We start from the raw sequence: 24,500 nt of genomic DNA, 5'->3' as shown, positions 1-24,500 counted from the left end.
ACCCGGCCCGATCAGCCGCCGGCGCCCTGGTATTTCCCGGTGGCGTAGCGCCAGTACGCCATTGCGATCAGCACCCAGACCGGGCCGGCCGCCAGAGCCGCAGGCGCGGCCCAGTCCCCGAGGATGGGGACGGGTTTGCCGAGCAGGGCGGCGACGGGAACCGAACTGGTGAGGGCTAATGGCACCGCGGTGATGAGGGTGATCTGAATGCCGCCGGGAAATATGTTGAGGGGATAACGCGTCAATTCCCAAAAGCCGAAGAAGATCGAGAACAAGTGATTGGAGCGCACCCAGATCAGTGCCGTGGCGCCGATCATCGTGATCAACGAGGCGGTCAGCAACGCCGCGCTGGTGAGCGTGGCAATGAGGAATGACACGGACCAGACCGACCAGCCGAAATCGACGGATAGGACGGCCCAGCCCATCAGCGCCACCGCGAGGATGACGTGGCCGGCGTAGCTGATGTTGAGACCGGAAAAGATCAGATAGGCCCAGGGACTGAATGGCTTGACCAGCAGCGTATCAAAGGTGCCAAGCCGCACCAGTTCTTCCAGGTCGCGCAGTTGCACGAAGCTCATTGCTGCACCGAGAGAATAGGCGAGCAGCTGGAAGCTGAACAACAGCGCCAACTCCGGCCAGGTCCAGCCGCCGAGCGTGTCGAATCGCGCTAGCAGGATGCCGATGGTGGCGAAGACGCTGCCGTAAGAGAGGATCTGCGCAAGACGATCGAGCCAGAAGGCGCCGCGATATTCCATCTGCGAGCGGACATACATGCGCACCAGCAACGGGATGACGCGGAGGTGGTGGAGGAGCACGGTCAGCCTCCCTGCACGGTGATGCGGGTGGAGGCTGAGTGCCATAGCCAAAGGACGCCCAAGAGGAACAATCCGGCCCAGCCGAGACCGAGGCCAAGATGAAGCCAGGTGTCGGCAGTCGAAAGCCGGCCGAGATAGACGGCATTGGGATAATAGACGACCCAGGCGAAGGGCAGATGGCGGGCGACCGTCGCCAGCGGCTCGGGAAAGAACCAGAAAGGCACGAGTACGCCGGAGAACAATTGCAGCAGGGCGCCGAGGATCCAGTCGAGTGAGAAGCTCGTCATCAGCCAGAAGGCGATGAGGCCGAAGAACGCCGACATCAGGAATAGGAGCGTAAAGGAAAGTGCCCAGAAGGCGATGAACATCAGGGCGTGGAACAGGCTTGCCGGCGGTAGCATGCCGTAAAACAATGCGGTGAAGGCGATGGTTGGGATCACCTGCGTCATCAGCCGATAGAAAAAGCTGCCGCATTCGTTGGCGAAGAGATAGAGCGGATAGGATAGCGGCTTCAGCAACCAGACAGCGATATCGCCTGTTTTGAGCGACCGGCCGATCTCGCCGATGATCCTTTCAGGCCGGGTGGCGCCCATCACCGTGCCGCCGAGCAGCGCATAGGTTACCATCTGCTGCAGCGAGACGCCGTCGACCACGACTGCACCGACCCCGGCATAGGCGGCCTGCCAGATGGCGACGCGGGCGAAGACTTGCACCAGTTTGCCGAAGATGTTGGCCCAGACCTCATTGCGATAGGCGAGCTGGGAATGGAAGGAACTCCGGGTAAAGGCGAGATAGGCGCTCATGACGCCCGCGCCCTGGCGTTGCGCCCCTGGTAAAAGGTGCGGATGACTTCTTCGATGTCCGGCTCGTGCAAAGCCACATCCTTGAGGCCGCGGTCGCTTCCGACCTCCGACAGGATCCTGACCAGCGAAACGTCTTCGCGTTCGATCAGATAGTTCTTGCGCAGGCCCTCGTCGCTGACGAGCGAAGCGGTGCTGAGCGGCAGCGGCCCGGGGTCGCTGGCAAATTCGAGGGTCAGCCGCCGGGCCGAACCCAAAGCGGCGCGCAGGCTCCTCAATTCGCCGTCGAAGATCAGCCTGGCGTGATCGACCATGATCAGCCGCGGGCAGATGGTCTCGATGTCCTGCAGGTCGTGGGTGGTGAGGATGATGGTCACACCGCGCTCGCGGTTGATCTCGGCAAGAAAGCGCCGCACCGCATCCTTGGCGACCACATCCAGCCCGATGGTCGGTTCGTCCAGAAAGAGGATTTTCGGATCGTGCAGCAGCGACATGACGATCTCGGCGCGCATGCGCTGGCCGAGGCTGAGCTGGCGCACCGCGCGGTCGAGAAAGGGCGTCAGGTCGAGCAGCTCGCTGAAGCGCCGGAGATTATCCGCATAGCGGGCAACGGGTATGTCGTAGATGCGCTGGTGCAAGGTAAAACTGTCCACCAGCGGCAGGTCCCACCACAGCTGGCTGCGCTGGCCGAAGACGACGCCGATTTCGCGAGCATTATCCATGCGGCTCAGATGCGGCGTGCGGCCGAGCACCGAGACCGTGCCGGCGCTCGGCACGAGGATGCCGGTCATCATCTTGATCATCGTGGATTTGCCGGCGCCGTTGGGGCCGAGATACCCCACCGCTTCGCCGGCCGCGACGTCGAAATCGATGTCGGAAACGGCCAGAACTTCGGTATATTCGCTCGTCACCAGCGTCTTCAGGGCGCCCAGAAAACCCGGAAATCTTTTGTGCTGCCGGAAGCGTTTGCTGACGCCCCGTGCCTCGATCAAAGCCGTCATCTGTATTTCCCGCCGATTCGGCAGCTGTCAGGATTGGAACCCAAGCTAACGCCGGGCTCGGCCAGTGCAAGCAAAAGTCGCTTTTGCCTTTCCCTCAATCGCGCAATTCGAAGCGCTCCCGCGCCGCCTGCCGTTCCGAAAAGACGCGCGGCGCCACAGCCTTTTGCGTTGACAGCCGCGGTCAATCGATCGCTGTTGGGCTCATGAAGATTCTCGCAATATCCGGCAGCGCTAGGCGCGATTCCACCAATACGGCCATGCTGCGGGCTGTCCGCGCCGTTGCCCCAAGTGATATCGAAATTGCGATCTTCGATGGTGTGGGAGGTTTGCCGGTATTCTCGCCCGATCTCGAGGGGGAAGCTCTGCCGGCGGCCGTGCGGGATTTCGTCGCATCGATCGCTGGGAGCGACGGGGTGATCATCGCCAGCCCGGAATATGTGCGATCCATCCCCGGCGGCCTGAAGAACGCGATCGACTGGCTGGTCTCTGGCGAGCAGATCGTCCACAAGCCCGTTGCGCTGCTGCACGCATCGCATCGGGGCGATGACATGCTGGAGGGCCTGCGCACGATCCTTGCCACCATCACCGATCGGTTCGCAGCGGATATCTTTCTCCGGCTTCCTCTGATGAAGCTGGAACCGGCCGAGGTGTTGCGGGCGGTCGAGACGGCGGAGAACCGTTCGAGGGTGCAGGCCTATCTTCAGGCCTTCTCGGCCTATTGCGAGGCAGCTGGCCAGACGGTCATCGGACCTCCATCATGAGGCCGCTCTCGAACGCCGCTTTTCCGTGAAGCGAGTGCAGTATTGCGAGCGGGGCTGCGAGCAGCGCCGCGACGATGAAGGCGGAGAGGGCATGTCTGGTGAGGAGACGAAGGATAGGTCTGATCATCTCGATTTCTAGGCGCCGCGGATATCTTCTGTGCTGGACCTCGACAATTGCGGCAGCATGACCGGCGCCTTGCAAGCTCCGCAATGCTGCCGCAACCCTTGTGGCGGAGAAAAGGGAAACTGAGACACAGGCGGGCGATGCGAATATTGTTGATAGAAGACGAGAGGGAACTGGCCGAGGCACTGTCGGCAGCACTCGGCAAACATGGGATCGTCACCGACCACACGATGCATCTGGCCGATGCCGTCGAGTTGACGCGGCAGAACCACTACGACGCGATTCTGCTCGACCGGCGCCTGCCTGACGGAGAGGGGTTGAGCTTCATTCCGGAGCTGAGGCGGACCGGAAAACATACGCCGATCATCGTGCTGACGGCGCGCAACGAGCCCAAGGAGCGGGTCGAAGGCCTCGACCTCGGCGCCGACGACTATCTTGGCAAGCCGTTTCTCGTGGAAGAACTGATGGCACGGCTGCGGGCGGTGCTGCGGCGGGCGCCGGATCTTGCCGAATTGCAGATTGCCGCCGGGCGGATGGTGATTGATCCGCTGCACCTCAGCGTCACGGTCGGCACGGTGCCGCTCGACCTGCCGCGACGCGAACTTCTGGTATTGGCAGCCCTTGCCAGGCGGAAGGAGAAGACCGTGCTCCGCTCGACGCTGGAGGCGGCGGTTTATAATTACGAGGAGGAGATCCAGTCGAACGCGCTCGACGCGCATATTTCGCGGCTGCGCAAGCGACTGATCGATGCCGGCGCTGGCGTCGCGATCCATAATATCCGCGGCGTCGGCTATCTCATGAAGGAAGAATGATGGCCAAGGCGCAAGACGCCAATCCGTCGCTGTGGTGGCGACTCAGCTGGCAGCTCAGCATCGTCTTCGTCGCTGTGGTGGCGGCTGTCATCGTCGGCCTTTGCATTTATGGGGCGATAATCCTTTCGCCGAACGTCGCCACGGAGGACAGGCTGACTGTGGCGCTCGATGAGGCGCTGGCCCGCGATGCTCAAGGCAGGCTCGTCATGACCGACAGCCCGCGTCTTCGCGCCTTCAAGGCCGAGAGCGACAGGCTCTGGTTCGTCGTGGCGACGCCGGACGGGCAGACGGTTTCCTATGGCGCCGTGCCGGAGGCCTATCAGGCGCTCGGCCCCTATGTGTATCTGATCAAGGAGGCCGATATACGCGGTGCCGCATCTGTCGGCGAGAGTGCCTCGATCGACAGCGTCGAGACCGGGATCGGGCCTTTGCGGGTGATGTATGGCGGCAACCCGAGCCGGAGCGCCACCTTCCTGACCATGCTCACAGAGACCTATCCGATCTATGTGCCGCTTCTGGTGATCGCCCTGCCGGCGGTGTTTTTTGCGGTCCCGAGGATCGTCGGGCGGTCGCTGAGGGGGATCAGCGAGGTGGCGCGTGAGGCGGCGGCAATCGACCCGCGCCGGCAGGGCGCACGCCTTCCCGTGAGCGGCATTCCCCGGGAAGTGTCGCCGCTGGTAGCGGCCTTCAACGGCGCGCTGGAACGGCTGGAGAATGAATTCCGCAAGCGCCAGCGCTTCCTGATCGACGCTGCGCATGAACTGCGCACCCCGATCGCCATCATGCAGACACGTATCGACGGGATGCCCGACGGCCGGGAGCGGCGGCGGATGCTCGACGACGTGGCGCGGCTGGCCGAGGCGGCCGAGCAGCTCCTCGATTTCGAGCGAAACGACCAGGCGGTCGATCTTGACGAAACGGTCGATCTCGTCGGCATCGCCCGTACCGTGGTGGCCGACCTCGCGCCGCTGGCAATCGCGGGCGGTTACCAGATCTGCTTTCAAAGCGATGCGGATAGGCTTGAACGCCGCGGAAGCCCTTCCGCCCTGCCGCGGGCGGTCAGCAACCTGGTGCGCAACGCCATCGATCATGGCGGCAACAGAGGTATGATCACGGTTTCGGTCTCGCGCGCGGTTTCGGGCGGCGACAGGATCAGCGTCGCCGACGAAGGGCCGGGCATTCCGGCCGAACATCGCGAATTGGTGTTCGAGCCCTTCTATCGCGTCACCCCCAGAAGCAAGGGCGCCGGTCTCGGCCTCAGCCTCGTCAGGCAGGTCGCCGCAAACCATGGCGGCGAAGTCGGCATCGAAAGCAGTGTTGCCGGGACGCGGGTGACGATCGAACTCGCATAGACGCGTACGCCTGTCGGAAGCGGCCTGTAATGTTGCGGCAATTCTCGACCGCCACTTTCGCTGGAGACTAAACACCTAGAGCGCCGCGCGTCTTACAAGACGCGCCAAGGACGCTCTAGCGCTTTAAACCCGCGCATAATTTTCCGAAAATCGATTTCGACTTTCGGGGTTATGCGCTACCGGCGACGGAGGCCAGACAGCGTGCTCAGCAATCCATTTCCATTTTCTTTGCCATGGGCGCCGAGAGGCTTGTCTCTCGCCGTGTTGATGGCGCTCGCTATGGCAGGGGCAGGATGCAGCTCGGTGCCGCTCAAAGAGGCCGGCACGCTTTCCTCCTACGGCAATCTCGGCGCGCCGAAGGGCAAGTTGTCGAAATCGCGCGTCTATGTCGATGGGACGCGCCTTATCTCGGCAAATACGGTGAGCATCGTGCCGACGAGCTTCGCTTTCAGCGCCGCGACCCGTGTCAAATCGGACGCGGACCGTGTGATGGTGGCGAATGCGCTGGACCGAGCGCTCTGCATTTCGCTCAGCGACAAATTTCAGCTGGTCTCTTCAGGCCAGCCGGCGGACCTGACGATTCGCTCCGTCGTTACCGACATCGTGCCGACCAATAAGGCGATGGCTGGTGTTTCCACCGTCGTCACCGTTGGTACCGGTTTCGTGCTGCCGGTCGCCGTGCCGCGGCTGCCGGCCGGTCTCGGCGGACTGGCGGTCGAGGCGGAGGCCGTCGACAGTGGTGGCGTGCAGCGGGCGGCGATCGTCTGGTCGCGTGGGGCAAACTCGCTGCAGAACACGCCCCGCGTTTCCGAAGTCGGCGATGCCTATAGCCTGGCGTCGAAATTCAGCAGCGAGTTTTCCCGGATGCTGATCAAGGGCAGGGAGCCGAAGGGTGTGGATATCTCGCTGCCGTCTGGGCAGCGGATGAAATCCTGGCTCGGCGGAAAACCGAAATACGCCGCCTGCGATGCCTTCGGGCGATCGCCCGGACTGATCGGCGCGGTGGCCGCCAAATACGGCGTGCCGCCGCAATGGACGGAGAAGAAGCCGACACCGGCGGCGACTTATTGAAAAAATGCGCGCTCAGCCCCGCCCAGGCTGACGGGACGGACGGAGCAAAGGCGGGCAAGGCCCGTGTTCCGTCCGTCTGGAAATCCGTCCCGCATTTTCACGTCAGCCGGTGGCTCCTGCCTTCAGCCGGAAATAGAGTTTGAGCTGATCGGGCCTGTCGGAGGGATGCGGGCCGCGCATAAACAATTCACCGCCATTGCGCTCGATCACGCGCCGCGAGGCATGATTGTCCTCGTTGCAGAGGATGACGAGGCGGTGGAGGCCTTCCTTTGCCGCGACCAGCAGCAGCAGTTTAAGGGCGGTGGTCACGTGGCCGTTGCGCTGTTTCCACGGCACGACGGAGTATCCCACATGTCCCGATACTTCGGACGGCAGTTCCTCGGTGCCGGCTTGAAAACGCAGGCTGATGCTGCCGCAGAATTCGCCGTCCCATATCTAGAACAGACGGGTGATCAACTCCGGCGATCGGATCCCGCTGCCCCGTTGGTCACCAGCAATGAGGCCGTTGAGGAACCCCGATCTGTGCTGGCGTAGCCGCTGGAGTTCGCCCAAAATATAGGCTTGGTCGCCGGCGCGGTGTGGATCGGGAGACCAGCCGGCGGCGCAATTCATCGATGCGCGCGGCTCACAAGCTGGAAGACAAGCACGGCTGGGCGCTGTTGGGAAGCGAGTTGTGTTGGGGCGCGGGCGTCACTGATGGCGCAGGCGTTGCCCGAGCAAGATCAAAAAAAGCCCCGCATCTTCATGCGAGGCTTGCTGCTGACGGGTAGACTGGCTAGCGGCACTGGCGGCGCGGGCCGTAATTAGGCTGATAGGTGTTGTCGTAGGCGCGATAGGACCGGTAGCGGCTGTAGCAATAGTCGGCATGCGAGCTGTAGCCGGGTGAAGAATAGGCGCGCGGCTGCGAGGCGATGATGCCGCCGATGAGGGCGCCGGCAGCCAGGCCGCCGATGATGGCGCCGCTATTGTCGTGGTGACGATACCGGCGATCGTAGCGGCGATCCCAGCCGTAGCGGTCGTCGCGATAGTGGCGGTCGCGATCATAGTGGCGATCGCGATAGTAGCTGCGGTTATTGTTGTATCTGCGGGTTTCGCCGTAGCGCGAGCAGACGATGGAGTAAGGACTGCAGCCGACGGTCATAATCCGGGCATCGGCATTACCTGACCCCGGAGCCGATTGCATGGTGTTCGGCACGAAGACCGGGCCTGCCGAAGCCGGCACTCCGGAGAAAGCCGTGGCTATCGACAGCGCAATGATGGCGAACCTGTTCATTTCACTCACCTTGGGTAAACGGATGTATCCAGGGCATAACGCAGCGGAAGGCAATTGGTTTCATTTTGGGATGGGGAGGGATGACCTATGTGCGTATCCGCTAACGTAAAAAGCAGCTCGGCCACCGGCGGAGCGTGTCCTGCCGGAGGCTGAAGGATGCTCTTCCAGCGCGCGGCGGAATTGCGTTATCAGGTTCGCTTCCCGCCGGCCAGCAATCGAAGCTGGCTCTCGTCATGCACGCCTTGCCGGTAAAGCTCGATGATAAGAGCGCCGAGGCGGTCGGCTTGCTCGCCTGACCGGTCGATCTGGAACTCGCTACACAGCGCTTCATGGACCCGCCTACACACATCGAGGTCTTCGGATGCGAGCGGTTCGTCACGCGTGCTGAACAGCTTGTCTGACATCGCAATCTACCCTCTTTCGATGCCGTGAATCGCTAACGGTGAAAAAAAGATAATTTCGCGATCCTTGCTCTGCAAGATGGGCGAACGTCCGATATTCAAAACAATTCGGGGAGCGCCCACTCGGAAGGATACTGGCGAGGCAGCGCGGTATGGGATGATAGCGATGAGCGTTTCGACCTGACAGAAAATCTACTTGGTTGTGGGGTCCTTGCCGATTTGCTTCGACAGGCGCAGTTCTTTCAGCCGCTTGGTTTTCTCCCGGCGGGCCCGCTGTTCAGCCTCGATGGTTTCCTTGGCAGCTCGCTCGGTGTTCTCGAACCGATCCTGCCGGTAAGCCTTTGATGAGGGTTCACGTTCTCTTGTCATGGCCGCTAAACGCAAATCGGCGAAAACGGTTTCATGAGAAAATGCGTCACCGGCTATCAATCGATCAGTCTGCGGCGACAGCGCCCTTTTGTGATGCCGGCCGTCGGGCGCCTGATCGGCGCCCGGCGGATTGATCGTTCAGCCCTTGATGAAGGCGAGGATGTCGGGATTGATGATGTCGGCATGGGTGGTGCACATGCCGTGCGGAAATTTCTCGTAGACCTTCAGCGTGGCGTTCTGCAGCAGCTTCGACGAGAGCAAAGCGGAGTCGGCGATCGGCACGATCTGATCATCGTCGCCGTGCATGACGAAGGTCGGCACGGTGATGATCTTCAGGTCTTCGGTGAAGTCGGTTTCCGAGAAGGCCTTGATGCCGTCGTAGTGCGCCTTGGCGCCGCCGATCATGCCCTGGCGCCACCAATTGTTGATGACCGGTTCCGACACCTTCGCACCCGGCCGGTTGAAGCTGTAGAACGGGCCAGCCGGCAGGTCACGGTAGAATTGCGAGCGATTGGCGGCGAGCTGCTTGCGCAGGTCATCGAACACCTCGATCGGCAGGCCGCCGGGATTAGCAGCCGTTTTCACCATGATGGGCGGTACGGCGCCGATGATGACGAGCTTGGCGACGCGGCCCTGGGGTTGGCCATGACGGGCGACGTAGTGGGTCGCTTCGCCGCCCCCTGTGGAGTGGCCGACATGGACGGTGTTCCTGAGATCGAGATGCTCGACGACGGCTGCGGCATCGGCGGCGTAATGATCCATGTCGTGACCTTCGCCGACCTGGGTCGAGCGGCCGTGGCCGCGCCGGTCATGGGCGACGACCCGGTAGCCCTTCTCGAGAAAGTAAAGCATCTGGGCGTCCCAGTCGTCGGAGCAGAGCGGCCAGCCGTGATGGAACATGATCGGCTGAGCGGCCTTCGGCCCCCAATCCTTGTAGAAGATCTCGACGCCGTCCTTGGTGGTGACTTTGCTCATTTCATAGCTTCCTTGTTGGTGGGGTTGATGCGGTCGGAAATTTGCGCCGTTGCCGGCAGAATTGGCAAGACGACGAGCGCTGCCGCGCGAGGCTTGGGCAAGAAGGTTAAGCCGCAGGCAACGCCGGCTCGATGTTGTTATTGAAGGCCTGTTTCTATTCTATTGATATGACCGCAGTTTGTATGGTTCGATGCATTGTCGCCGTAACAGGCTGGTCATAGCGTATCGAGGGCAGCGGATTGCACGGGCGAACATCTGCAGTGAGCCAGTTTTTTGCCGTTCGTTCAAGATATCTGTCCGGGTAGTTCGATATAGCTGTCCGCCTAGTTATGCTCGCGTGCTATCGCAATTGCGGGAGCTACCCTCGCTCACTTGAACCGCGTTCGAGGCCCAACCATCTAATCCTCAACAACAGTATGATGGCGAACCGTCGCAACCAAGACCGCTTGGGCCGCGGACGACGGTTATTCCCGCCTGAGGATCAAATCATGGGTTACATGGACAAAGCGATAGCGCCTCAGAATAATGGGGCGCTGATCGATGCCTATTCACAATCGATCGCAGCAGCAGTCGACACGGTCGGGCCGGCCGTCAGCCGGATCGAGAGGGTCGGTGGCCGGCAGGGGCATGGGTCGGGCTTCGCCGTCTCGCCAGACGGCCTGATCATTACCAACAGCCATGTCGTCGACGACGCCAAAGTCGTCCGCATTACCACGCCCGACGGCTTCGTTACGGAAGGCCGGGTGTTGGGCCGCGATGTCGATACCGATATCGCCGTCATTCGCGCCGACACAAGCACCGGCGCCTGGGCGAGGCTCGGAGATTCCCAGCGGTTGCGCCGAGGCCATATCGCCATCGCGATCGGAAACCCGCTCGGTTTCGAATGGACTGTCACCGCCGGCATCGTCTCGGCGCTCGGCCGGTCGATGCGGGCAGCCAGCGGCCGCCTGATGGAGGATGTCATCCAGACCGATGCGGCGCTCAATCCCGGCAACTCAGGCGGGCCGCTGGTGTCTTCCAGCGGGGAGGTCATCGGCGTCAATACCGCCGTCATCCAGGGCGCGCAGAGCATCGCTTTTGCCGTAGCGTCGAATACCGCCAATTTTGTCGTTTCGGAAATTCTCCGCTACGGCCGGGTCAGGCGCGCCTTCATCGGTATCGCAGGCGATACGATCGTGCTGCCGCGCCGCGTCGCGCTTGCGGCTGGCACGGTGCAGACGACCTCCGTTCGCATCCGGCGCGTCGAGCCGGACGGACCGGCAGCAAAGGGAGGGCTGCAGGAGGGCGATTACATCCTCGCCATCGACGGCAGTCCGGTCGGCGGTGTCGACGATATCGTCAGGCTGATGGATGGCAGCAGGATCGACCGGGATACGGAGATACTGGTGTTCTCGGTGGCGGGTCGGATCGAAAAGAAGACCTTGTTGCCGGTGGCGCGGACGTCGTGACAAAGACGTCACGTTCCGTCAGGCGCTTACCGCCTCCTGCTCCACTCCCGAAAAATCCACTGCCGCAAAAGCTGCGGCCAGTACCTCCGGCCCGGCACCGCTTTTGGCCGCGTCGGTCGACAGGATCTGTCGGTAGCGCCTGGCGCCGGGCAGGCCGGTGAACAGGCCGACCATGTGGCGGGCCACGTGCTGCAGCCGACCGCCACTGGCGATATGGCGCTCGGCATAGATCATCATCCGATCGCGCAGGTCTTCCCAGTCCGGTTCTCCCGCGGGAGCGCCGAAGAAGCGCTGGTCGACTTCGGCAAGGATCGCCGTATTCTGATAGGCTACGCGGCCAAGCATGACGCCGTCGACATGGGCGAGATGGGCGGCGGCTTCATCAAGCGTGCGGATGCCGCCGTTGATGCCGATGAGGACATCGGGCCAGCGCTGTTTCATCCGGTAGACGATCTCATAGTCGAGCGGTGGGATCTCGCGGTTTTCCTTGGGGCTCAGGCCCTTCAGCCAGGCTTTGCGGGCATGGATCCAGATCGCGTCGGCGCCGGCATCGAGAACGCGGGTGATCAACTGCGGCAGGGCCTGTTCCGGCTCTTGCTCGTCGACGCCGATCCGGCATTTCACCGTCACCGGCACGGTTGCGACCCTCTTCATCGCCGCGATGCATTCGGCCACCGTTTCCGGCGTCAGCATCAGGCACGCGCCGAAGGTGCCCGACTGCACCCGGTCGGAGGGGCAGCCGACATTGAGGTTAATCTCGTCATAACCGTAGGATTCCGATATCTTCACCGCTTCGGCAAGCTTGGCCGGATCCGATCCGCCGAGTTGCAGGGCCAGCGGATGTTCCGCTGCGTCATGGCCGAGCAACCGGTCGCGCGGACCGTGGATGATCGCATCGGCCACCACCATCTCGGTATAGAGCAGCGCCTGCCGGCTGATCTGGCGATGGAAATAACGGCAATGCCGATCCGTCCAGTCGATCATCGGGGCGACCGCGAAAATCGGGCTCTTCTGCGTCATCGACGTTCCATAATTCGTTGTTCTCTGGGGGCCGCATGGGCGCCGCACCGCCATGGGGCGGGATCATCTCTTCAGCGCGCATATAACATCCGGCGGTGAGATCGACAAATGGCGTTCACGCAAACAGAAACGGCGCCCCTTGTGGAGCGCCGTTCATGCCGCCGAAGCGGAAAGTCTAACTTACGAAGCCGAGATGTTGACGGCCTTCGGGCCCTTGCCCATGCGGTCCGGCTCGGTGTCGAAGGTAACCTGCTGGCCTTCGCGCAGCGACTGGATTCCAGAAGCCTGCAGCGCAGAGATATGGACGAAAACGTCCTTTGCGCCGCCGTCCGGCGTGATGAAACCAAAACCCTTGTCCTGGTTGAAGAATTTTACGGTGCCCTTGGTGGCCATTGGGATCGTCCTTTTCCCTTAGTCTGTGTAGTATCCGCGCCCCCGAGAGGAAGCGGACGGCTTTAGCTTTCGCCCCGATCGATTGGGACGAAGGGTCAGTCGGAGAAGTCACGTACGGGGAAAGAACGTCTACGTAGGCGGGTAGTCCCGCGCCGCCTTCCAAACGGAAGGGATTACCACATCAGTCCAGTCACCGGCATGCAAATGCCCGAGTAGGTGAATTGGTGCCAGCTTTTCGGGCAAAAAGCAAGCGGGATTATTTTGGCATGCCCGCATCGAAGTCGGGAAATGTCGAAGATTCAGATACTTGACCAAAAGTTAGCGGTTCCTTGCACGGCTGTGCCATAGCGCGATTCCGTGCCGAAACGGGACGAGCGGGTAGATTCGATAGCCGGGCATGGATTTTGTCGTCTGGCGGCGCTTGCTGCTTCGGTACATCAATCAGCTCTCATGGTGAGGAGGTCCGCAGGTTCGTCTCGAACTACGAGGGTGGATGGCCGGGGGGCTGGCGTCGGTGGTGGGGGCAGCCCTGGGAGGTCCAGTGCCCCTGGCGCCGCCCTCGCTCCGCCCTCATCTTGAGGTGCGGAAGCCAAAGGCTGAAGCCTCGAAAGACGGGGGCGGCCACCGGCGCCATCACCTCGATTCTGGATGCGGTGCATCAGAGGTTTCCACGCCCGCCCTCGTGGTTCGAGACGGCCCTTCGGGCCTCCTCACCATGAGGGCTGATCTTGGGGCCATTGACAATCGCCTACTGCGCATCACCCAACAACGCGCTCAGGCTCCACGGATTATCCCCTTTCTGATTGGCGATGTCGTCAACCTTCCAGCCGCCGTGTTGCCGCACCAGCGTGTAGAAGAGCGTCACCTCTTCGCCGTTTTCGAACTGCACCTCCACCTCGGCCTTGTCATCCAGCAGGATCGGCTGGCCGATCCTGACGTCGCTCGCCGTGCCATCCTGGCCCGCGATGACGGGATCGAAGTCGATCGCGCCGACATCGCCTTCGGGCGTGTTGTCGAGGTCGGCCTGCAGGAGCTCATTCAGATGGTCGGAGAAGAAGATCGAGTAAGGCGAGGGCGCCTCGGCGTCGCTGTTGTCGGTGTTATAACTGTAGAGAGCCTTGAGCAGCGCTTTCGGCGTCTTGTACGTCTCGGCCGATGCGGGCAAGGCTGCGAGCGCTGAGACGGCCAGGGCCAGGATGAATGTGGGCAGGCGCATGCGGGCTCTCCTCGGATGACGAGAAATCATAACCGAAACGGGTATCAAGGTGGAGGTGCATTTTTGGAAGGTATCCCACCGGGCGGCCTTTCGCCTTCGGTCGTCATTCCACAACCGAGGCGAGCCAGCTGTCCAGTCTCGTTCAAAATCCGAGCGGAGGTAAAATCGACGCCGCCTTGCTTGGCCACGTCAACCATCTGCCGGTTCATTATCAGCGCAGATAACGCTCTCCGGCCGATCCCGCGACCTCTTGGTGTTGAGACAGGACCAGGAAGGTGCGGTCTCATCTGAGCTTGTTGAGGCCCGCCGCGGTGGGGGTAAATCCGCAGGCGCGGTAGAAGCCGGTCAGGTGCGGTTCGAAATCGACATGCAGCCACTCAGCGCCGCGCTCCCGCGCAACTCTCGTCGCTTCCCTGACCAGCCGCGTCGCAATCCCCTGCCGGCGCAGGTCGGAATGCACTGAGGTGTCGAGAATGAAGGCATGGATGCCGCCATCCCAGGCGACGTTGACGAAGCCGACGAGTGTGTCGTCGTGATAGGCGCCGATATGGGTGAGGCTGCGGGGGAGGATGCGGGAGAAATCCGGTGCTTCAGGCGTGTTCCAGGCTGCCGACCAGAGGGCGTTGAGTTCGGCGGGCGAGGGGAAGGGGTCGATGCGGAGTTCGGGCATGGGTGGTTTCCGATTCGTTTGTCACGCCGCTTGCCTGACGTGTTTTTTCCGCCAATTCGCCTTGCTTCGCAATAGACCGATTGATGGGGCAGGCCTCCTCTCAGCCTCGACGAGAGGGCGCCTACTTCTCATCCTTCATTTCTGTGTCATCCTGGCCGCGAAGGGGCATTCCTGAACGGCCACAACTGACGCTTCGTTGACGACGTCACCGCTGAGAACATAATCAGAACGTCTAATATTCGATCGACAGGAAGCACAATGTGCGGACGCATCTTCGTAAAAACTTCGCTTGAAGAATTGATCGGCAATTTCGCCTTTGCAGTGAAGGGCGGGGATATCGACGGGCTGGGAAACCGCTTTCCCCGCTGGAATGGGGCGCCGTCGCAAGATTATCCTATTATCATCAGGGATATCGTGCGCGAACCCGATACGTCGGGGCCTATATTCGTGACCGCGCGCTGGGGTCTGATGCCTTCCTGGGCGAAACCCGGCGGCAGGCCGCCGCCAGTCAATGTTAGATGCGAGACGATCAGCGGCAACGGCATGTTCCGCTCGGCATACCGATCGCGTCGCTGCCTCATTCCCATCAATGGCTTCTTCGAATGGAAGGACATTCACGGGACCGGCAAGAACAAACAGCCCTATGCCATCGCCATGACCGACGGCTCGCCTTTTGCGCTCGCCGGCATCTGGGAGACGTGGACGGATGAGAGGGGCGTGTCCATCCGCAACTTTGCCGTCGTCACCTGTGAGCCGAACGAGATGATGTCTGAGATTCATGACCGCATGCCCGTCATTCTGCATCGCGCCGATTACGAGAGATGGCTGTCGCCCGAACCGGACCCGAACGATCTCCTGAAATCCTTCCCCTCCGAACTGATGACGATGTGGAAGATCGGCCGGGATGTCGGCTCTCCGAAGAACGATAGGCCGGAGATCATCGAAGAGGTCGAGGACGATCCGGAACCGACGCTGATCTAAAGCAATCCGGGCAAAAGCGTGCGGCGTTTTGCGCCCGGAATTGCTCTGATTTTACGGCTCGGGCGGAGCCATTCACGAAACCATGCGGCAGAGACATCCTCACGAGGAGAGGAAACGCATGCAAGACGATATCGGAACGCTTCTCAGATCGTTCCTCAATAATGCCCTTCGCAAACAGCCTCAGCGCCGCATCCGGGATTTCGGCGGCTATGAGGTCGGCAAGCGCCGAAACCTTCATGTCATCAAACCGATCGCGCGGGATACGGCAGATTTTCTCTGCACCTATCTCCTTATCAGGCTGCGCGGCGAACCGGCGAGCCGGGAAGGTGTGGCCTCCACCGTCGCCGCTGCCTTGAAGAATGTCTCTGATGAGTTCGCCTACAAACTGACCTGGCACAGTGACGAGGCATGGAACAGCGTTTGCAACTCGGTCGCAGAGTTTCTCGAAGGCTGCCTGCAGATCGAGGCGAAACCCTATGATGGCTCCCTGACGGCGCAATCGGACTATAACGGCTGGAAGAGCTGGGAGATGGTCGTCAGCGGCGAGACGCCGCGGGGGAGGTGGCGCCACTCCTGGAAGGAAAAGCCCGGCGACGATTTCATCGGTTTCTACGGCGATGCCTGCATGGGGCGGATCTTCAAGATCGACCTGACGGGGTCGGACGAGCGCTGGTACTGGCTGATTGCGGCCGACGGCAGCCCTCGGCGCGGCTGGCCGGCGGCGGGGTTCGAGGCGAACGCCAGGAGTGCAGCCTGTCGGGTAGAGCGGATTTATTTTGCGCTGGTAGCGGGGACGGGGAGGGTCGGGTCTGGATGAGGGGGAAGTATGTTCGCCGCGGCATTGGTTATTTTGCGGAGTGGGCTCCCTCACTCGGCGTCCCGTTCGCTCACCGCCCCGGCCGCCCAGTCTTCCCCTTCGTCCGGCCCTTACGCTTCTGTTCGCCCGGATCCTCGTAGCTGCCGGCGCCCACCCGGGCGCGTACTACGGGCCGCAGGCCATCGTCGCGCTCCGGCTGGCCCTCCAGCAGTGGTGAAAACCGCTTCGAACCCTTGGCGGCATCGGGCTTTTCCGGCAGCTGTCCGGCGACCGGCTTCTCCGTGCGGCCGACCGTCATTTCGTCGAGGTCGTTTTTGCGGAACAGGCTCTTCTTGGCGGGTTCGGCGATGTCGCGGCCCATGTCATTGAGGGCGGGTTTGCGGAAGAGGGGCGTGGCAGTGTCGGTGCCTGGGCCCATGTCGTCGATTGAAGGCTTAGCGAAGTAGGAGGGGGTGGCCCCCTCATCCGCCCTGCCGGCACCTTCTCCCCGCTGGGGAGAAGGGTATTTGTCGCGAGCTTTACCTTCCATTGCCTTGGATTCCTCTCGGGCCATCGGATCGTCCATCACGGCCAGTTCGGCGGCCTTGAGGCGTTTGATTTCGTCGCGGAGGCGGGCGGCTTTTTCGAAGTCGAGATCGGCGGCGGCGTCGCGCATGCTCTTTTCGAGCGCGTTGAGATGGGCCTGTAGGTTGTTGCCGACGAGGTTGCCGCCATCGGCGAAGCCCTTACCTGAAACGCCTGAGATATCGGCGCGGACGTGGTCGCGTTCGTAGACAGAGTCGAGGATGTCGGAGATTCTGGCTTTCACCGATTCCGGGGTGATGCCATGCTCCTGGTTATAGATCATCTGCTTTTCGCGGCGGCGGCCGGTTTCTTCCATCGCCCGCTTCATCGAGCCGGTGACCTGGTCGGCATAGAGGATGACCTTGCCGTCGACGTTGCGCGCGGCGCGGCCGATCGTCTGGATCAGCGATGTCTCGGATCGCAGGAAACCTTCCTTGTCGGCGTCGAGGATGGCAACGAAGCCGCATTCGGGAATGTCGAGGCCCTCGCGCAGCAAGTTGATGCCGACGAGCACGTCGAAGGCGCCGAGGCGGAGGTCGCGGAGGATCTCTATGCGCTCCAACGTGTCGATGTCGGAGTGCATGTAGCGGACGCGCACGCCCTGCTCATGCAGATATTCTGTGAGGTCTTCGGCCATGCGCTTAGTCAGCACGGTGCACAGCGTGCGATAGCCCTTGGCGGCGGTTTCGCGGATCTCGCCGAGCACGTCGTCGACCTGGGTGCGGGCTGAGCGGACCTCGACCGGCGGGTCGATCAGGCCCGTAGGCCGGATCACCTGTTCGGCGAAGACGCCGCCGGACTGTTCCATCTCCCAGCTGCCGGGGGTGGCCGAAACGGCGATGGTGTCGGGGCGCATGGCGTCCCATTCCTCGAAGCGCAGCGGCCGGTTGTCCATGCAGGAGGGCAGGCGGAAGCCGTATTCGGCCAGCGTCGCCTTACGCCGGAAGTCGCCGCGGTACATGCCGCCGATCTGCGGCACGGTGACATGGCTTTCGTCGATGAAGACGAGGGCGTTGTCGGGGATATATTCGAACAGCGTCGGCGGCGGATCGCCGGGGTCGCGGCCGGTGAGATAACGAGAATAGTTCTCAATGCCCTGGCAGGAGCCGGTGGCTTCGAGCATTTCGATATCGTAGCGCGTGCGCTGCTCCAGGCGCTGGGCTTCCAGCAGGCGGCCGGCCTTCTCAAGCTCGGCAAGGCGAAGCCTGAGCTCCTCCTTGATCGACTTGATGGCGCCATTCAGCGTCGGGCGCGGCGTGACATAGTGCGAATTGGCGTAGATCTTCACCGATTTCAGATCGCCGACCTTCTGGCCGGTGAGCGGATCGAACTCGGTGATGGCGTCGATCTCGTCGCCGAACATCGAGATGCGCCAGGCGGCATCTTCAAGGTGGGCGGGGAAGAGTTCGATCGTGTCGCCGCGCACCCGGAAGCTGCCGCGGGTGAAATCCATGTCGCGGCGCTTATATTGCTGGGCGACGAGGTCGGCCAGCAGCTGGCGCTGGTCCAGCCGGTCACCGACCGACATCTGGAAGGTCATCGCGGTATAGGTCTCGACCGAGCCGATACCGTAGATGCAGGAGACCGAGGCGACGATAATGCAATCGTCGCGTTCGAGCAGCGAGCGCGTCGCCGAGTGGCGCATGCGGTCGATCTGCTCGTTGATCGAGCTTTCCTTCTCGATATAGGTGTCGGAGCGCGGCACATAGGCTTCCGGCTGGTAATAATCGTAGTAGGAAACGAAATATTCCACCGCGTTGTCGGGGAAGAAATTCTTGAATTCCGAATAGAGCTGGGCGGCCAGCGTCTTGTTCGGCGCCAGGATGACGGCCGGGCGCTGCGTCGCCTCGATCACCTTGGCCATGGTGAAGGTCTTGCCGGAGCCGGTGACGCCGAGCAGCACCTGGCTGCGGTCGCCATTCTCCAGCCCTTCGACGAGATCGCGGATAGCTGTGGGTTGATCGCCGGCCGGCTCGTAATCCGACTTCATCAGGATGCGGATGCCGCCTTCGGACTTGTCCGGCCGGGCCGGGCGGTGCGGCGTCCAGATCTTGCCGTTCTTATGCAGCGGGTTGCCGCTCTCGATCAGCGCCGACAGCGCCTCGACGGTGGCGGTGACGGCGGTGCCGGCCTGCAGCGACGAGGCTTCCTCCAGCGTCGTATTCATGCCCGCTACGGGGTTGAGGCCTGCGGCCGCGCGCGTCTTCGGGTCGGTCGAGCCGCCCATCGAAGTGCCACGCGCCGATTTCGAAGCCGCGATTTCCACCTTCTTGCGGTGCTTGCCGGCCTTTGAGGCGATCTGGCGCTGGGTCTCGACGCCCGACGCTTCGGCATCAGCCTCCAGCTGCTTCACCCAGTCGGCCACGGAGCCGGACAGGGGAGCGCCCTCGAAGGACGACTGCGGAGCTTCCTCGAAGCCATTCGGGGCGGGGGATTTCTTCGGAGATTTGGCCATGGCGGGAATATGGAGAGAGTCAGCGCGAAAGGGAAGAGGGAAGAGTACAAAAGGGAAACGAATGAATCGTTCGGATTGGCGAATAATGTTGGGCGCGGAATGTCGGCAAAGAGTCTGCAATGCGGTTTTCCCGAGTGAATCAATAAAAGTCTGTGGTTGAAAGACGGATCATCTGCGGGCGGCAATGTTACAGCTATTGCGGGAATTGGGGACCATTCACGAAAAAGATCATTATCGCATTTGCGGCGACGGCGGCACTCGCCGGCTGCGCCAAACGTCCTGACGCTATTGTGCAGGTCGACATTCCAATGGCGGCTTATACGAACCTTAGCTGCGAAGCTCTCGCCGCCGAACTGAAAAAGGAGAGAGCCAAGCTGGACGACTTGTCGAAGCAGCAGATCAGCGCGGCGAACGGCGATGCCTTCGGCGTCTTTCTTGTCGGCGTCCCCATCGGCAGCGTTGCAGGGGGAGACAAGGAGGGCGAAATTGCTGCATCAAAGGGTAAGGTCTCCGCCATGCAGTCCGCCGGCATGAGCAAGGACTGCAAGCTGCCCGCCTGAAAGCGGCGGCGCTCAGGATGAGGCTTTCTTGGGTTCCGGCGATCATCTCAAGGTCTCTCTTGAGCGCTGGCGCGGCATTCCCGCCGATCCTCATTCTGAAGGCGCACGCCCAATCGGGCGGAGCCTCAAAGGACGCGCCGCAACGCTTCTCCTTGCATCCTTCCCATGTCGGCGTATCGCCCCTTCCAATAGTGATACCATCCGGACCCACACTGGAACCGAGATCGGGCTTCCGCAGTTATTCCTGGTCAATTCACCTTCAGGTGCTACTGCCATTAGCGACCATTCCGCGTTCTGGAAAAAAACGATCTCGATCGATCTTGATGCCGGCGAACGGCTGGTTCTCCGCTCACCGCAGGACGCGCTTTATGCACTCGTCTCCGACTGGCCGATCCATGACGGCGTTCATCAGCAAAGAGCCATCGATTTCTGTCGTGCCTGGCTTGCCGGGCGGATGCCGGCCGAGACGGTGCGGCAGGCTTTTATCCTCGCAGCGTTGGAAGCGGGCGTACCAATCGCCGATGATGAGAACGGGGCCGCAAGTTCCGTTTCAAACCCTCCGGTATAAGTCGAGCGACGCAGCCATATCCACTGTCATGCAGTCACATGCGCAGGTTCAATAATATTCATTTCCGCGTATTGCAAATATTGTTCCCGCTCTGTTTGTAAGAATGCGAAGCGTTTATTACGCTCCGATTCTTGGAGATCCAACTGAATGAAAATAAAAGTCCTTGCTTGCGCTGCCTTCCTGATGCTCGCCGGCTGCAATGCCCCGGTGTCGCAATCCGTTGCCGATTCCCAGCGGCCTCCCTCGAATGACGTCCGGCAAAACTTCATCAACCTCATATTCAAGAGAAGTTATAGACACGAAGCGGGAGAAGTCGTCTGGGCCCGGATTTCGAGCGTTGTGCTGCTTGATCCCGAGAAGAAGATCTATGCCTACTGTGTCCGCGTGGTGCCCAAACGCAGCTGGGGAGACTGGGCCTATCTCGGCATCTCCTTCACGGATAGCCAAATCCTAGGCGGGACCGCGAATGATAATCGCTGCAAAGACAAGCGGCTGCGCTACTACCCGTTTCCCGAGCTGGCCGGCATGAAGACCTGACCCAGGACGAGGGCTCGGGTTGAGTCGCCGTTCCAGGCATTGTTGAGTGGCGGCGCGATTTACCCCAGCGTTGTGCGAGCGCTGTCCATCCGGAAAGTTCAGTCCATCGATTTTCGTAGAGGAAGATCCAGCCGAATGAAAAGCAAATTCCTTGTCTGCGCTGCCCTGCTGGCGCTGGCCGGCTGCCAGGCGCCGGTTCCGCAATCCGTTGCAGATTCCCAGCGGCCGCCTTCCAGCGCAATTCGGCGCGAGCACGTCGATGTGCTGCAGGGAACCATTAAGCCGGGGAACTTCGTAAAGGCCGAGATTTCGAGCGTGGTTCTGCTGAATCCGGAAAAGCAGATATATGCTTATTGCACGCGCACGACGGAACGCAGCAATCCGAACTGGTCCTATATCGGCTTGAGCTTGCAACACGACTTGATAGTGGACTTGAAAAAGAACGACTATCGCTGCCATGACAAGCGGCTGCGTTACTATGATTTTCCTGAATTACGGAACATGAAGTACTGAGGCAGAGGCGGGCTTTTGCCAACCGCGCCGGTCCCCTTCGGGATGCCGTCAGAAGCGGACCGCACCCCGCAGTCCGCGTAACGACGATGACCGGTGCCTCGGACCCGCTCAACCCGCGAGGACCATTCTCACACCTTGCTCACGCGAACACGGCTTCCCTGGAATCATCCATTGTCGACGCCCTGCAGTACCATACGAGCACGACGACCGACCCAACGGGAACTAATAGTGCAAGAAGCTGCCACCATCCGCTTCGGTTGATGTCGTGAAGGCGTCGGGCGGCCACGGCGATCCACGGAAGAAACGTGGCCAGCGACCAGATCAGGTTCAAGGTTTGGCTCCGATCCGCGACAAGCAAAGCGATGGCGACGAGAGAGACAAAGAGTGCCGAATACCAGAATTCCGATCGGCTCGCTCTGCCGTTGAAGTTCACATAGTTCTTGAAATAGCTTCCAACCGCCTGGCCGAAACCCATGGCCGGCGGCCGGCCGCCGAAGCGGTTCGGCCCAACCAGCGGTTTTCTGAAAACGAAGAACAATGGCACGCCGAACAGGATCAAGACGATCAACCAGTGAAACAGAGAAAAACTGCCCATGAGAAACCCCAGCTGTTAAACGGCTTAGAGATAAGCGATGTTTGTTTCCGGAGGATTAACCGGCTGGCAATCGAATATGTTTCGCAATCACAGCGTGAGAAACTGCAGCCGCCATGTCGGCGGCGGGATGATGCTTTGAGCGGGCCGCAATCGCCGTCGCTCAGTGCTTGGCCAGCACACGTGCCTGCACCGGCTGCTCGATGCCCTTCAGGGCCAACATGCGGGTTTCGGCGCCTGCCGCGAGGTCGGGGGCCTTCGCGGCCGTTTCTGCCGAGATCAGGATCTCGCCGGCGGCGCCATGGGATTCGAGCCTGGCGGCTTGGTTGACGACACCGCCGATGGCGGTGAAATCGCTGCGGAAGGTCGAGAATTCGCCGATCTGCACCTCGCCGGAATGGATGCCGACGCCGACGCCGAGGGTGCGGCCGGGTAGGGCCTCGAGCGTCAGGCCATTCAGCGCCGCGGCGCAGTTGCGCTGGATCTCCTGGGCGGCCAGGATCGCGGCGCTGGCGTGATTTTTGCTGACAATGGGAAAATTGAAGATCGCCATCAGGCCGTCGCCCATCTGCTTGTTGACGATGCCGTCATGCGCCCAGATCGCCTGGGCGCAGCGATCCTGGAACAGGCTGACGATCTCGCTCAGCTGCACCGCCTCGATTCGCTCCGACAGGTCCGTGAATCCCCTGATATCGGCAAACAGGATGGTGGCGTCGACGGTGATCTGGCGCTGCTTCTTGACGTACTGGAAAGAGCGTTCACAGATCGTGCAGATATCGGGGTTCATCTTGCTGCGGGTGATGCCGAAGGCGCGGAAAGGAAGCGCGAGCGGGCCGCCGATCGGGATCGGCATATGCATCTGATCCCAGCAGCCGCGGCAGATCCTGGCGCTGCCGTGCCTGGCCGGCTCCCTGGAAGAGGCTGTCGTCATATCGAACAATCCGTCGCCTGATAGCCAAAAAAGCGAGCTTCCGATACTCGCCTGCTTTTGGCAACTCTCTCCCGATCAAACCGGCTGCGATGGTTTGAAGTATTTCGGCGGGCGCGATTCTGGTCGCCCAGATCGCTGCCAAGCCGAATGTCATCGGTTACAGTCGATTGAGCCAGATCGAAGAAGAGGGCACGCGCGTTTTCAGCCGGACTGACGAAACGCTGCCTCATTAAGGCTATTACCGGCGGGAAGCGATCTGCAGCGCCATATGAAACAAGATTTGCCAATCGATGCGCGCCGGCTGGGCTGGTCGCGCTGCGAGGGTGACTTGCGCTAACGCTAGCCAATCACTTCGTTGCCGGCGGCCGGATCGGCGGCGCCGACCGGGGGAATTACGGTCACACTTGTTACTCCCACTGTCCGATCTTCCGATGCGAAACTATCTCCGATCAATGCGCGATGAACCGGTTTCGCCAACGGAGCGCGGGAATTCGCCTCAAAGAGGAGATCGACGCAATGACTGCAACAACGGAGAATGGAAAAGGTGGGCAGGCGATGCACAAGCCCGCGGTCGTCTCGCAGCAGGCCTGGGAAGTGGCTCGTAGGGAACTTCTGGTGAAGGAGAAGGCCCATACCCGCGCTCGCGATGCGCTTGCCGCCGAGCGGCGGCGCATGCCCTGGGTGGTCGTGGAAGAGAATTATGTCTTCGAAGGGCCTGAGGGAAGGGTGAGCCTGCTCGATCTGTTTGCAGGCCGGCACCAGTTGATCGTCTACCGCGCTTTCTACGAGCCAGGCGTCTTCGGTTGGCCCGAGCACGCCTGCCGAGGCTGCTCGATGGTGGCCGATCAGGTCGCCCACGTCGCCCATCTCAACGCCCGCGATACGACGCTGGTTTTCGCCTCACGCGCACCGCAGGCCGATATTGCCCGGCTGAAAGCGCGGATGGGCTGGACGATGCCGTGGGTGACGATCACAGACAGTTTCGACAAGGATTTCGGCGTCGACGAGTGGCACGGCACCAACGTGTTCTACCGCGACGGCGAGCGCATCTTCCGCACCTATTTCATCAACAACCGCGGCGACGAGCAGATGGGCGGCACCTGGAACTATCTCGACATCACGCCGCTCGGCCGCCAGGAAGTCTGGGAGGATTCGCCGGAGGGTTATCCCCAGACAGCGACCTACAAGTGGTGGAACTGGAACGACGCTTATGTCGCCGACGCCGAGCCCGACAAGAAGTGGGTCGAGGTCTCCGATGCCGGCGAGGCGGCTTTCCGGGCCGAGGGTGCAAACGAGAAATCGTGACGAGAGGGCAATTGCCTTGCCGGCCTTGGATAGCAGCCGGCAAGGCGGGCGCCGATGACCGGATTTCAACCGGCTCGGCCGAAGTTCGACCGGGCGGCGTCCGAGGTCTTGAAGGAAATTCAATGCAGAGTGGAAACATTCTGGAACCAGCCGCGTTGTAGCCGTTGCCGGCGGTG

At 61.5% G+C, this 24,500-nt stretch carries 27 protein-coding genes and 1 pseudogene; 12 read left to right on the top strand and 16 right to left on the bottom strand.

The features are described 5' to 3' along the window. Nucleotides 1–11 precede the first annotated feature (11 nt). The 3 genes from K6N12_RS23470 to K6N12_RS23460 are packed head-to-tail and all read right to left on the bottom strand — an operon-like array spanning nucleotide 12 to nucleotide 2,616. Nucleotides 12–860: an ABC transporter permease gene (locus tag K6N12_RS23470; RefSeq protein ID WP_179867122.1), complete on the bottom strand. Its 849-nt coding sequence runs from the start codon at nucleotides 858–860 to the stop codon at nucleotides 12–14. Next, nucleotides 818–1,618, bottom strand: a complete 801-nt coding sequence (locus K6N12_RS23465; protein ID WP_097625927.1) for an ABC transporter permease — start codon at nucleotides 1,616–1,618, stop codon at nucleotides 818–820. Before K6N12_RS23465 ends, K6N12_RS23470 begins: the two co-directional genes overlap by 43 nt. After that, nucleotides 1,615–2,616 carry an ABC transporter ATP-binding protein gene (locus K6N12_RS23460; protein WP_097625926.1) on the bottom strand — a complete coding sequence of 334 codons (1,002 nt, stop codon included), beginning with the start codon at nucleotides 2,614–2,616 and terminating at the stop codon, nucleotides 1,615–1,617. The genes K6N12_RS23465 and K6N12_RS23460 overlap by 4 nt, the downstream gene beginning before the upstream one ends. A 203-nt stretch (nucleotides 2,617–2,819) precedes the next feature. Between K6N12_RS23460 and K6N12_RS23455 the strand changes: the two genes are divergently transcribed. The 4 genes from K6N12_RS23455 (at nucleotide 2,820) to K6N12_RS23440 (ending at nucleotide 6,736) form a co-directional block, all read left to right on the top strand. After that, nucleotides 2,820–3,377 (top strand): NADPH-dependent FMN reductase, encoded by a 558-nt coding sequence (locus K6N12_RS23455; protein WP_097626066.1) that lies wholly within the window; start codon nucleotides 2,820–2,822, stop codon nucleotides 3,375–3,377. Nucleotides 3,378–3,641: 264 nt separating this feature from the next. Then, nucleotides 3,642–4,313 (top strand): response regulator transcription factor, encoded by a 672-nt coding sequence (locus tag K6N12_RS23450; RefSeq protein WP_097625925.1) that lies wholly within the window; start codon nucleotides 3,642–3,644, stop codon nucleotides 4,311–4,313. Then, entirely contained in the window at nucleotides 4,313–5,665 is a 1,353-nt protein-coding gene (locus K6N12_RS23445; protein WP_097625924.1) for a sensor histidine kinase, read from the top strand. Before K6N12_RS23450 ends, K6N12_RS23445 begins: the two co-directional genes overlap by 1 nt. A gap of 171 nt (nucleotides 5,666–5,836) precedes the next feature. Beyond that, complete coding sequence (locus K6N12_RS23440) at nucleotides 5,837–6,736, top strand: DUF3313 domain-containing protein (RefSeq protein ID WP_097625923.1); 900 nt, start codon at nucleotides 5,837–5,839, stop codon at nucleotides 6,734–6,736. A gap of 102 nt (nucleotides 6,737–6,838) precedes the next feature. On the opposite strand, the pseudogene K6N12_RS23435 reads toward K6N12_RS23440, so the two are convergent. The 5 genes and pseudogenes from K6N12_RS23435 to K6N12_RS23415 all read right to left on the bottom strand — a co-directional run. After that, a pseudogene (locus K6N12_RS23435) lies at nucleotides 6,839–7,339 on the bottom strand (GNAT family N-acetyltransferase); the annotation flags it as partial. Between the two features lie 172 nt (nucleotides 7,340–7,511). After that, the gene (locus K6N12_RS23430; protein WP_097625922.1) at nucleotides 7,512–8,009 is read right to left on the bottom strand and encodes a BA14K family protein; all 498 of its coding nucleotides are present in this window, start codon (nucleotides 8,007–8,009) and stop codon (nucleotides 7,512–7,514) included. A 188-nt stretch (nucleotides 8,010–8,197) separates the two neighbouring features. Next, nucleotides 8,198–8,413 (bottom strand): hypothetical protein, encoded by a 216-nt coding sequence (locus K6N12_RS23425; RefSeq protein WP_097625921.1) that lies wholly within the window; start codon nucleotides 8,411–8,413, stop codon nucleotides 8,198–8,200. A gap of 189 nt (nucleotides 8,414–8,602) precedes the next feature. Next, nucleotides 8,603–8,836 (bottom strand): hypothetical protein, encoded by a 234-nt coding sequence (locus K6N12_RS23420; protein ID WP_375166047.1) that lies wholly within the window; start codon nucleotides 8,834–8,836, stop codon nucleotides 8,603–8,605. An 81-nt stretch (nucleotides 8,837–8,917) separates the two neighbouring features. Further along, the gene (locus K6N12_RS23415; RefSeq protein WP_097625919.1) at nucleotides 8,918–9,754 is read right to left on the bottom strand and encodes an alpha/beta fold hydrolase; all 837 of its coding nucleotides are present in this window, start codon (nucleotides 9,752–9,754) and stop codon (nucleotides 8,918–8,920) included. Nucleotides 9,755–10,242: 488 nt separating this feature from the next. On the opposite strand from K6N12_RS23415, the gene K6N12_RS23410 reads away from it, so the two are divergent. Beyond that, nucleotides 10,243–11,202 (top strand): S1C family serine protease, encoded by a 960-nt coding sequence (locus tag K6N12_RS23410; RefSeq protein ID WP_097625918.1) that lies wholly within the window; start codon nucleotides 10,243–10,245, stop codon nucleotides 11,200–11,202. 18 nt (nucleotides 11,203–11,220) lie between these two features. Here K6N12_RS23410 and dusA read toward each other — a convergent pair whose 3' ends face one another. The 4 genes from dusA to K6N12_RS23390 all read right to left on the bottom strand — a co-directional run bounded on the left by dusA (nucleotide 11,221) and on the right by K6N12_RS23390 (nucleotide 14,501). Further along, entirely contained in the window at nucleotides 11,221–12,222 is a 1,002-nt protein-coding gene (gene dusA / locus K6N12_RS23405) for a tRNA dihydrouridine(20/20a) synthase DusA (protein ID WP_131711770.1), read from the bottom strand. Nucleotides 12,223–12,402: 180 nt separating this feature from the next. Further along, the gene (locus tag K6N12_RS23400; protein WP_003540801.1) at nucleotides 12,403–12,615 is read right to left on the bottom strand and encodes a cold-shock protein; all 213 of its coding nucleotides are present in this window, start codon (nucleotides 12,613–12,615) and stop codon (nucleotides 12,403–12,405) included. A gap of 748 nt (nucleotides 12,616–13,363) precedes the next feature. Next, nucleotides 13,364–13,831, bottom strand: a complete 468-nt coding sequence (locus K6N12_RS23395; RefSeq protein WP_088937801.1) for a DUF3828 domain-containing protein — start codon at nucleotides 13,829–13,831, stop codon at nucleotides 13,364–13,366. A 283-nt stretch (nucleotides 13,832–14,114) separates the two neighbouring features. Beyond that, a complete protein-coding gene (locus K6N12_RS23390; RefSeq protein WP_097625873.1) occupies nucleotides 14,115–14,501 on the bottom strand; it encodes a GNAT family N-acetyltransferase in 387 nt (128 codons plus the stop codon). Between the two features lie 258 nt (nucleotides 14,502–14,759). Between K6N12_RS23390 and K6N12_RS23385 the strand changes: the two genes are divergently transcribed. Next, a complete protein-coding gene (locus K6N12_RS23385; RefSeq protein ID WP_097625872.1) occupies nucleotides 14,760–15,482 on the top strand; it encodes an SOS response-associated peptidase in 723 nt (240 codons plus the stop codon). Between the two features lie 118 nt (nucleotides 15,483–15,600). Further along, nucleotides 15,601–16,299: a hypothetical protein gene (locus K6N12_RS23380; protein WP_097625871.1), complete on the top strand. Its 699-nt coding sequence runs from the start codon at nucleotides 15,601–15,603 to the stop codon at nucleotides 16,297–16,299. Nucleotides 16,300–16,369: 70 nt separating this feature from the next. Here K6N12_RS23380 and uvrB read toward each other — a convergent pair whose 3' ends face one another. Beyond that, on the bottom strand, nucleotides 16,370–19,318 hold the full coding sequence (uvrB, locus tag K6N12_RS23375) for an excinuclease ABC subunit UvrB (protein WP_097625870.1): 2,949 nt from the start codon (nucleotides 19,316–19,318) through the stop codon (nucleotides 16,370–16,372). Between the two features lie 227 nt (nucleotides 19,319–19,545). Between uvrB and K6N12_RS23370 the strand changes: the two genes are divergently transcribed. The 4 genes from K6N12_RS23370 (at nucleotide 19,546) to K6N12_RS23355 (ending at nucleotide 21,496) form a co-directional block, all read left to right on the top strand. Next, a complete protein-coding gene (locus K6N12_RS23370; protein ID WP_165503951.1) occupies nucleotides 19,546–19,878 on the top strand; it encodes a hypothetical protein in 333 nt (110 codons plus the stop codon). A gap of 28 nt (nucleotides 19,879–19,906) precedes the next feature. Continuing rightward, nucleotides 19,907–20,446, top strand: a complete 540-nt coding sequence (locus tag K6N12_RS34185) for a DUF982 domain-containing protein (RefSeq protein WP_239620260.1) — start codon at nucleotides 19,907–19,909, stop codon at nucleotides 20,444–20,446. Between the two features lie 147 nt (nucleotides 20,447–20,593). Then, the gene (locus K6N12_RS23360) at nucleotides 20,594–20,983 is read left to right on the top strand and encodes a hypothetical protein (protein WP_097625869.1); all 390 of its coding nucleotides are present in this window, start codon (nucleotides 20,594–20,596) and stop codon (nucleotides 20,981–20,983) included. A 135-nt stretch (nucleotides 20,984–21,118) separates the two neighbouring features. Beyond that, complete coding sequence (locus tag K6N12_RS23355; RefSeq protein ID WP_097625868.1) at nucleotides 21,119–21,496, top strand: hypothetical protein; 378 nt, start codon at nucleotides 21,119–21,121, stop codon at nucleotides 21,494–21,496. A gap of 139 nt (nucleotides 21,497–21,635) precedes the next feature. On the opposite strand, the gene K6N12_RS23350 is transcribed toward K6N12_RS23355, so the two are convergent. The 3 genes from K6N12_RS23350 to K6N12_RS23340 form a co-directional block, all read right to left on the bottom strand. Further along, the gene (locus tag K6N12_RS23350) at nucleotides 21,636–22,091 is read right to left on the bottom strand and encodes a DUF805 domain-containing protein (RefSeq protein WP_222148979.1); all 456 of its coding nucleotides are present in this window, start codon (nucleotides 22,089–22,091) and stop codon (nucleotides 21,636–21,638) included. 160 nt (nucleotides 22,092–22,251) lie between these two features. Further along, nucleotides 22,252–23,019, bottom strand: coding sequence for an adenylate/guanylate cyclase domain-containing protein (locus tag K6N12_RS23345; RefSeq protein WP_097626055.1), 768 nt, complete (start codon nucleotides 23,017–23,019; stop codon nucleotides 22,252–22,254). Then, a complete protein-coding gene (locus tag K6N12_RS23340) occupies nucleotides 23,016–23,306 on the bottom strand; it encodes a hypothetical protein (protein ID WP_131711505.1) in 291 nt (96 codons plus the stop codon). The genes K6N12_RS23345 and K6N12_RS23340 overlap by 4 nt, the downstream gene beginning before the upstream one ends. Nucleotides 23,307–23,535: 229 nt before the next feature. Here K6N12_RS23340 and K6N12_RS23335 point away from each other — a divergent pair, with 229 nt between their 5' ends. After that, nucleotides 23,536–24,324: a DUF899 domain-containing protein gene (locus K6N12_RS23335; RefSeq protein ID WP_097625866.1), complete on the top strand. Its 789-nt coding sequence runs from the start codon at nucleotides 23,536–23,538 to the stop codon at nucleotides 24,322–24,324. The last annotated feature ends 176 nt before the right edge of the window (nucleotides 24,325–24,500 follow it).

Source organism: Rhizobium redzepovicii (assembly GCF_019793435.1).
Lineage (GTDB): Bacteria > Pseudomonadota > Alphaproteobacteria > Rhizobiales > Rhizobiaceae > Rhizobium > Rhizobium redzepovicii.
The sequence above is the reverse complement of the archived record's forward strand: the minus strand, read 5'-3'. Positions and strand labels throughout refer to the sequence as shown.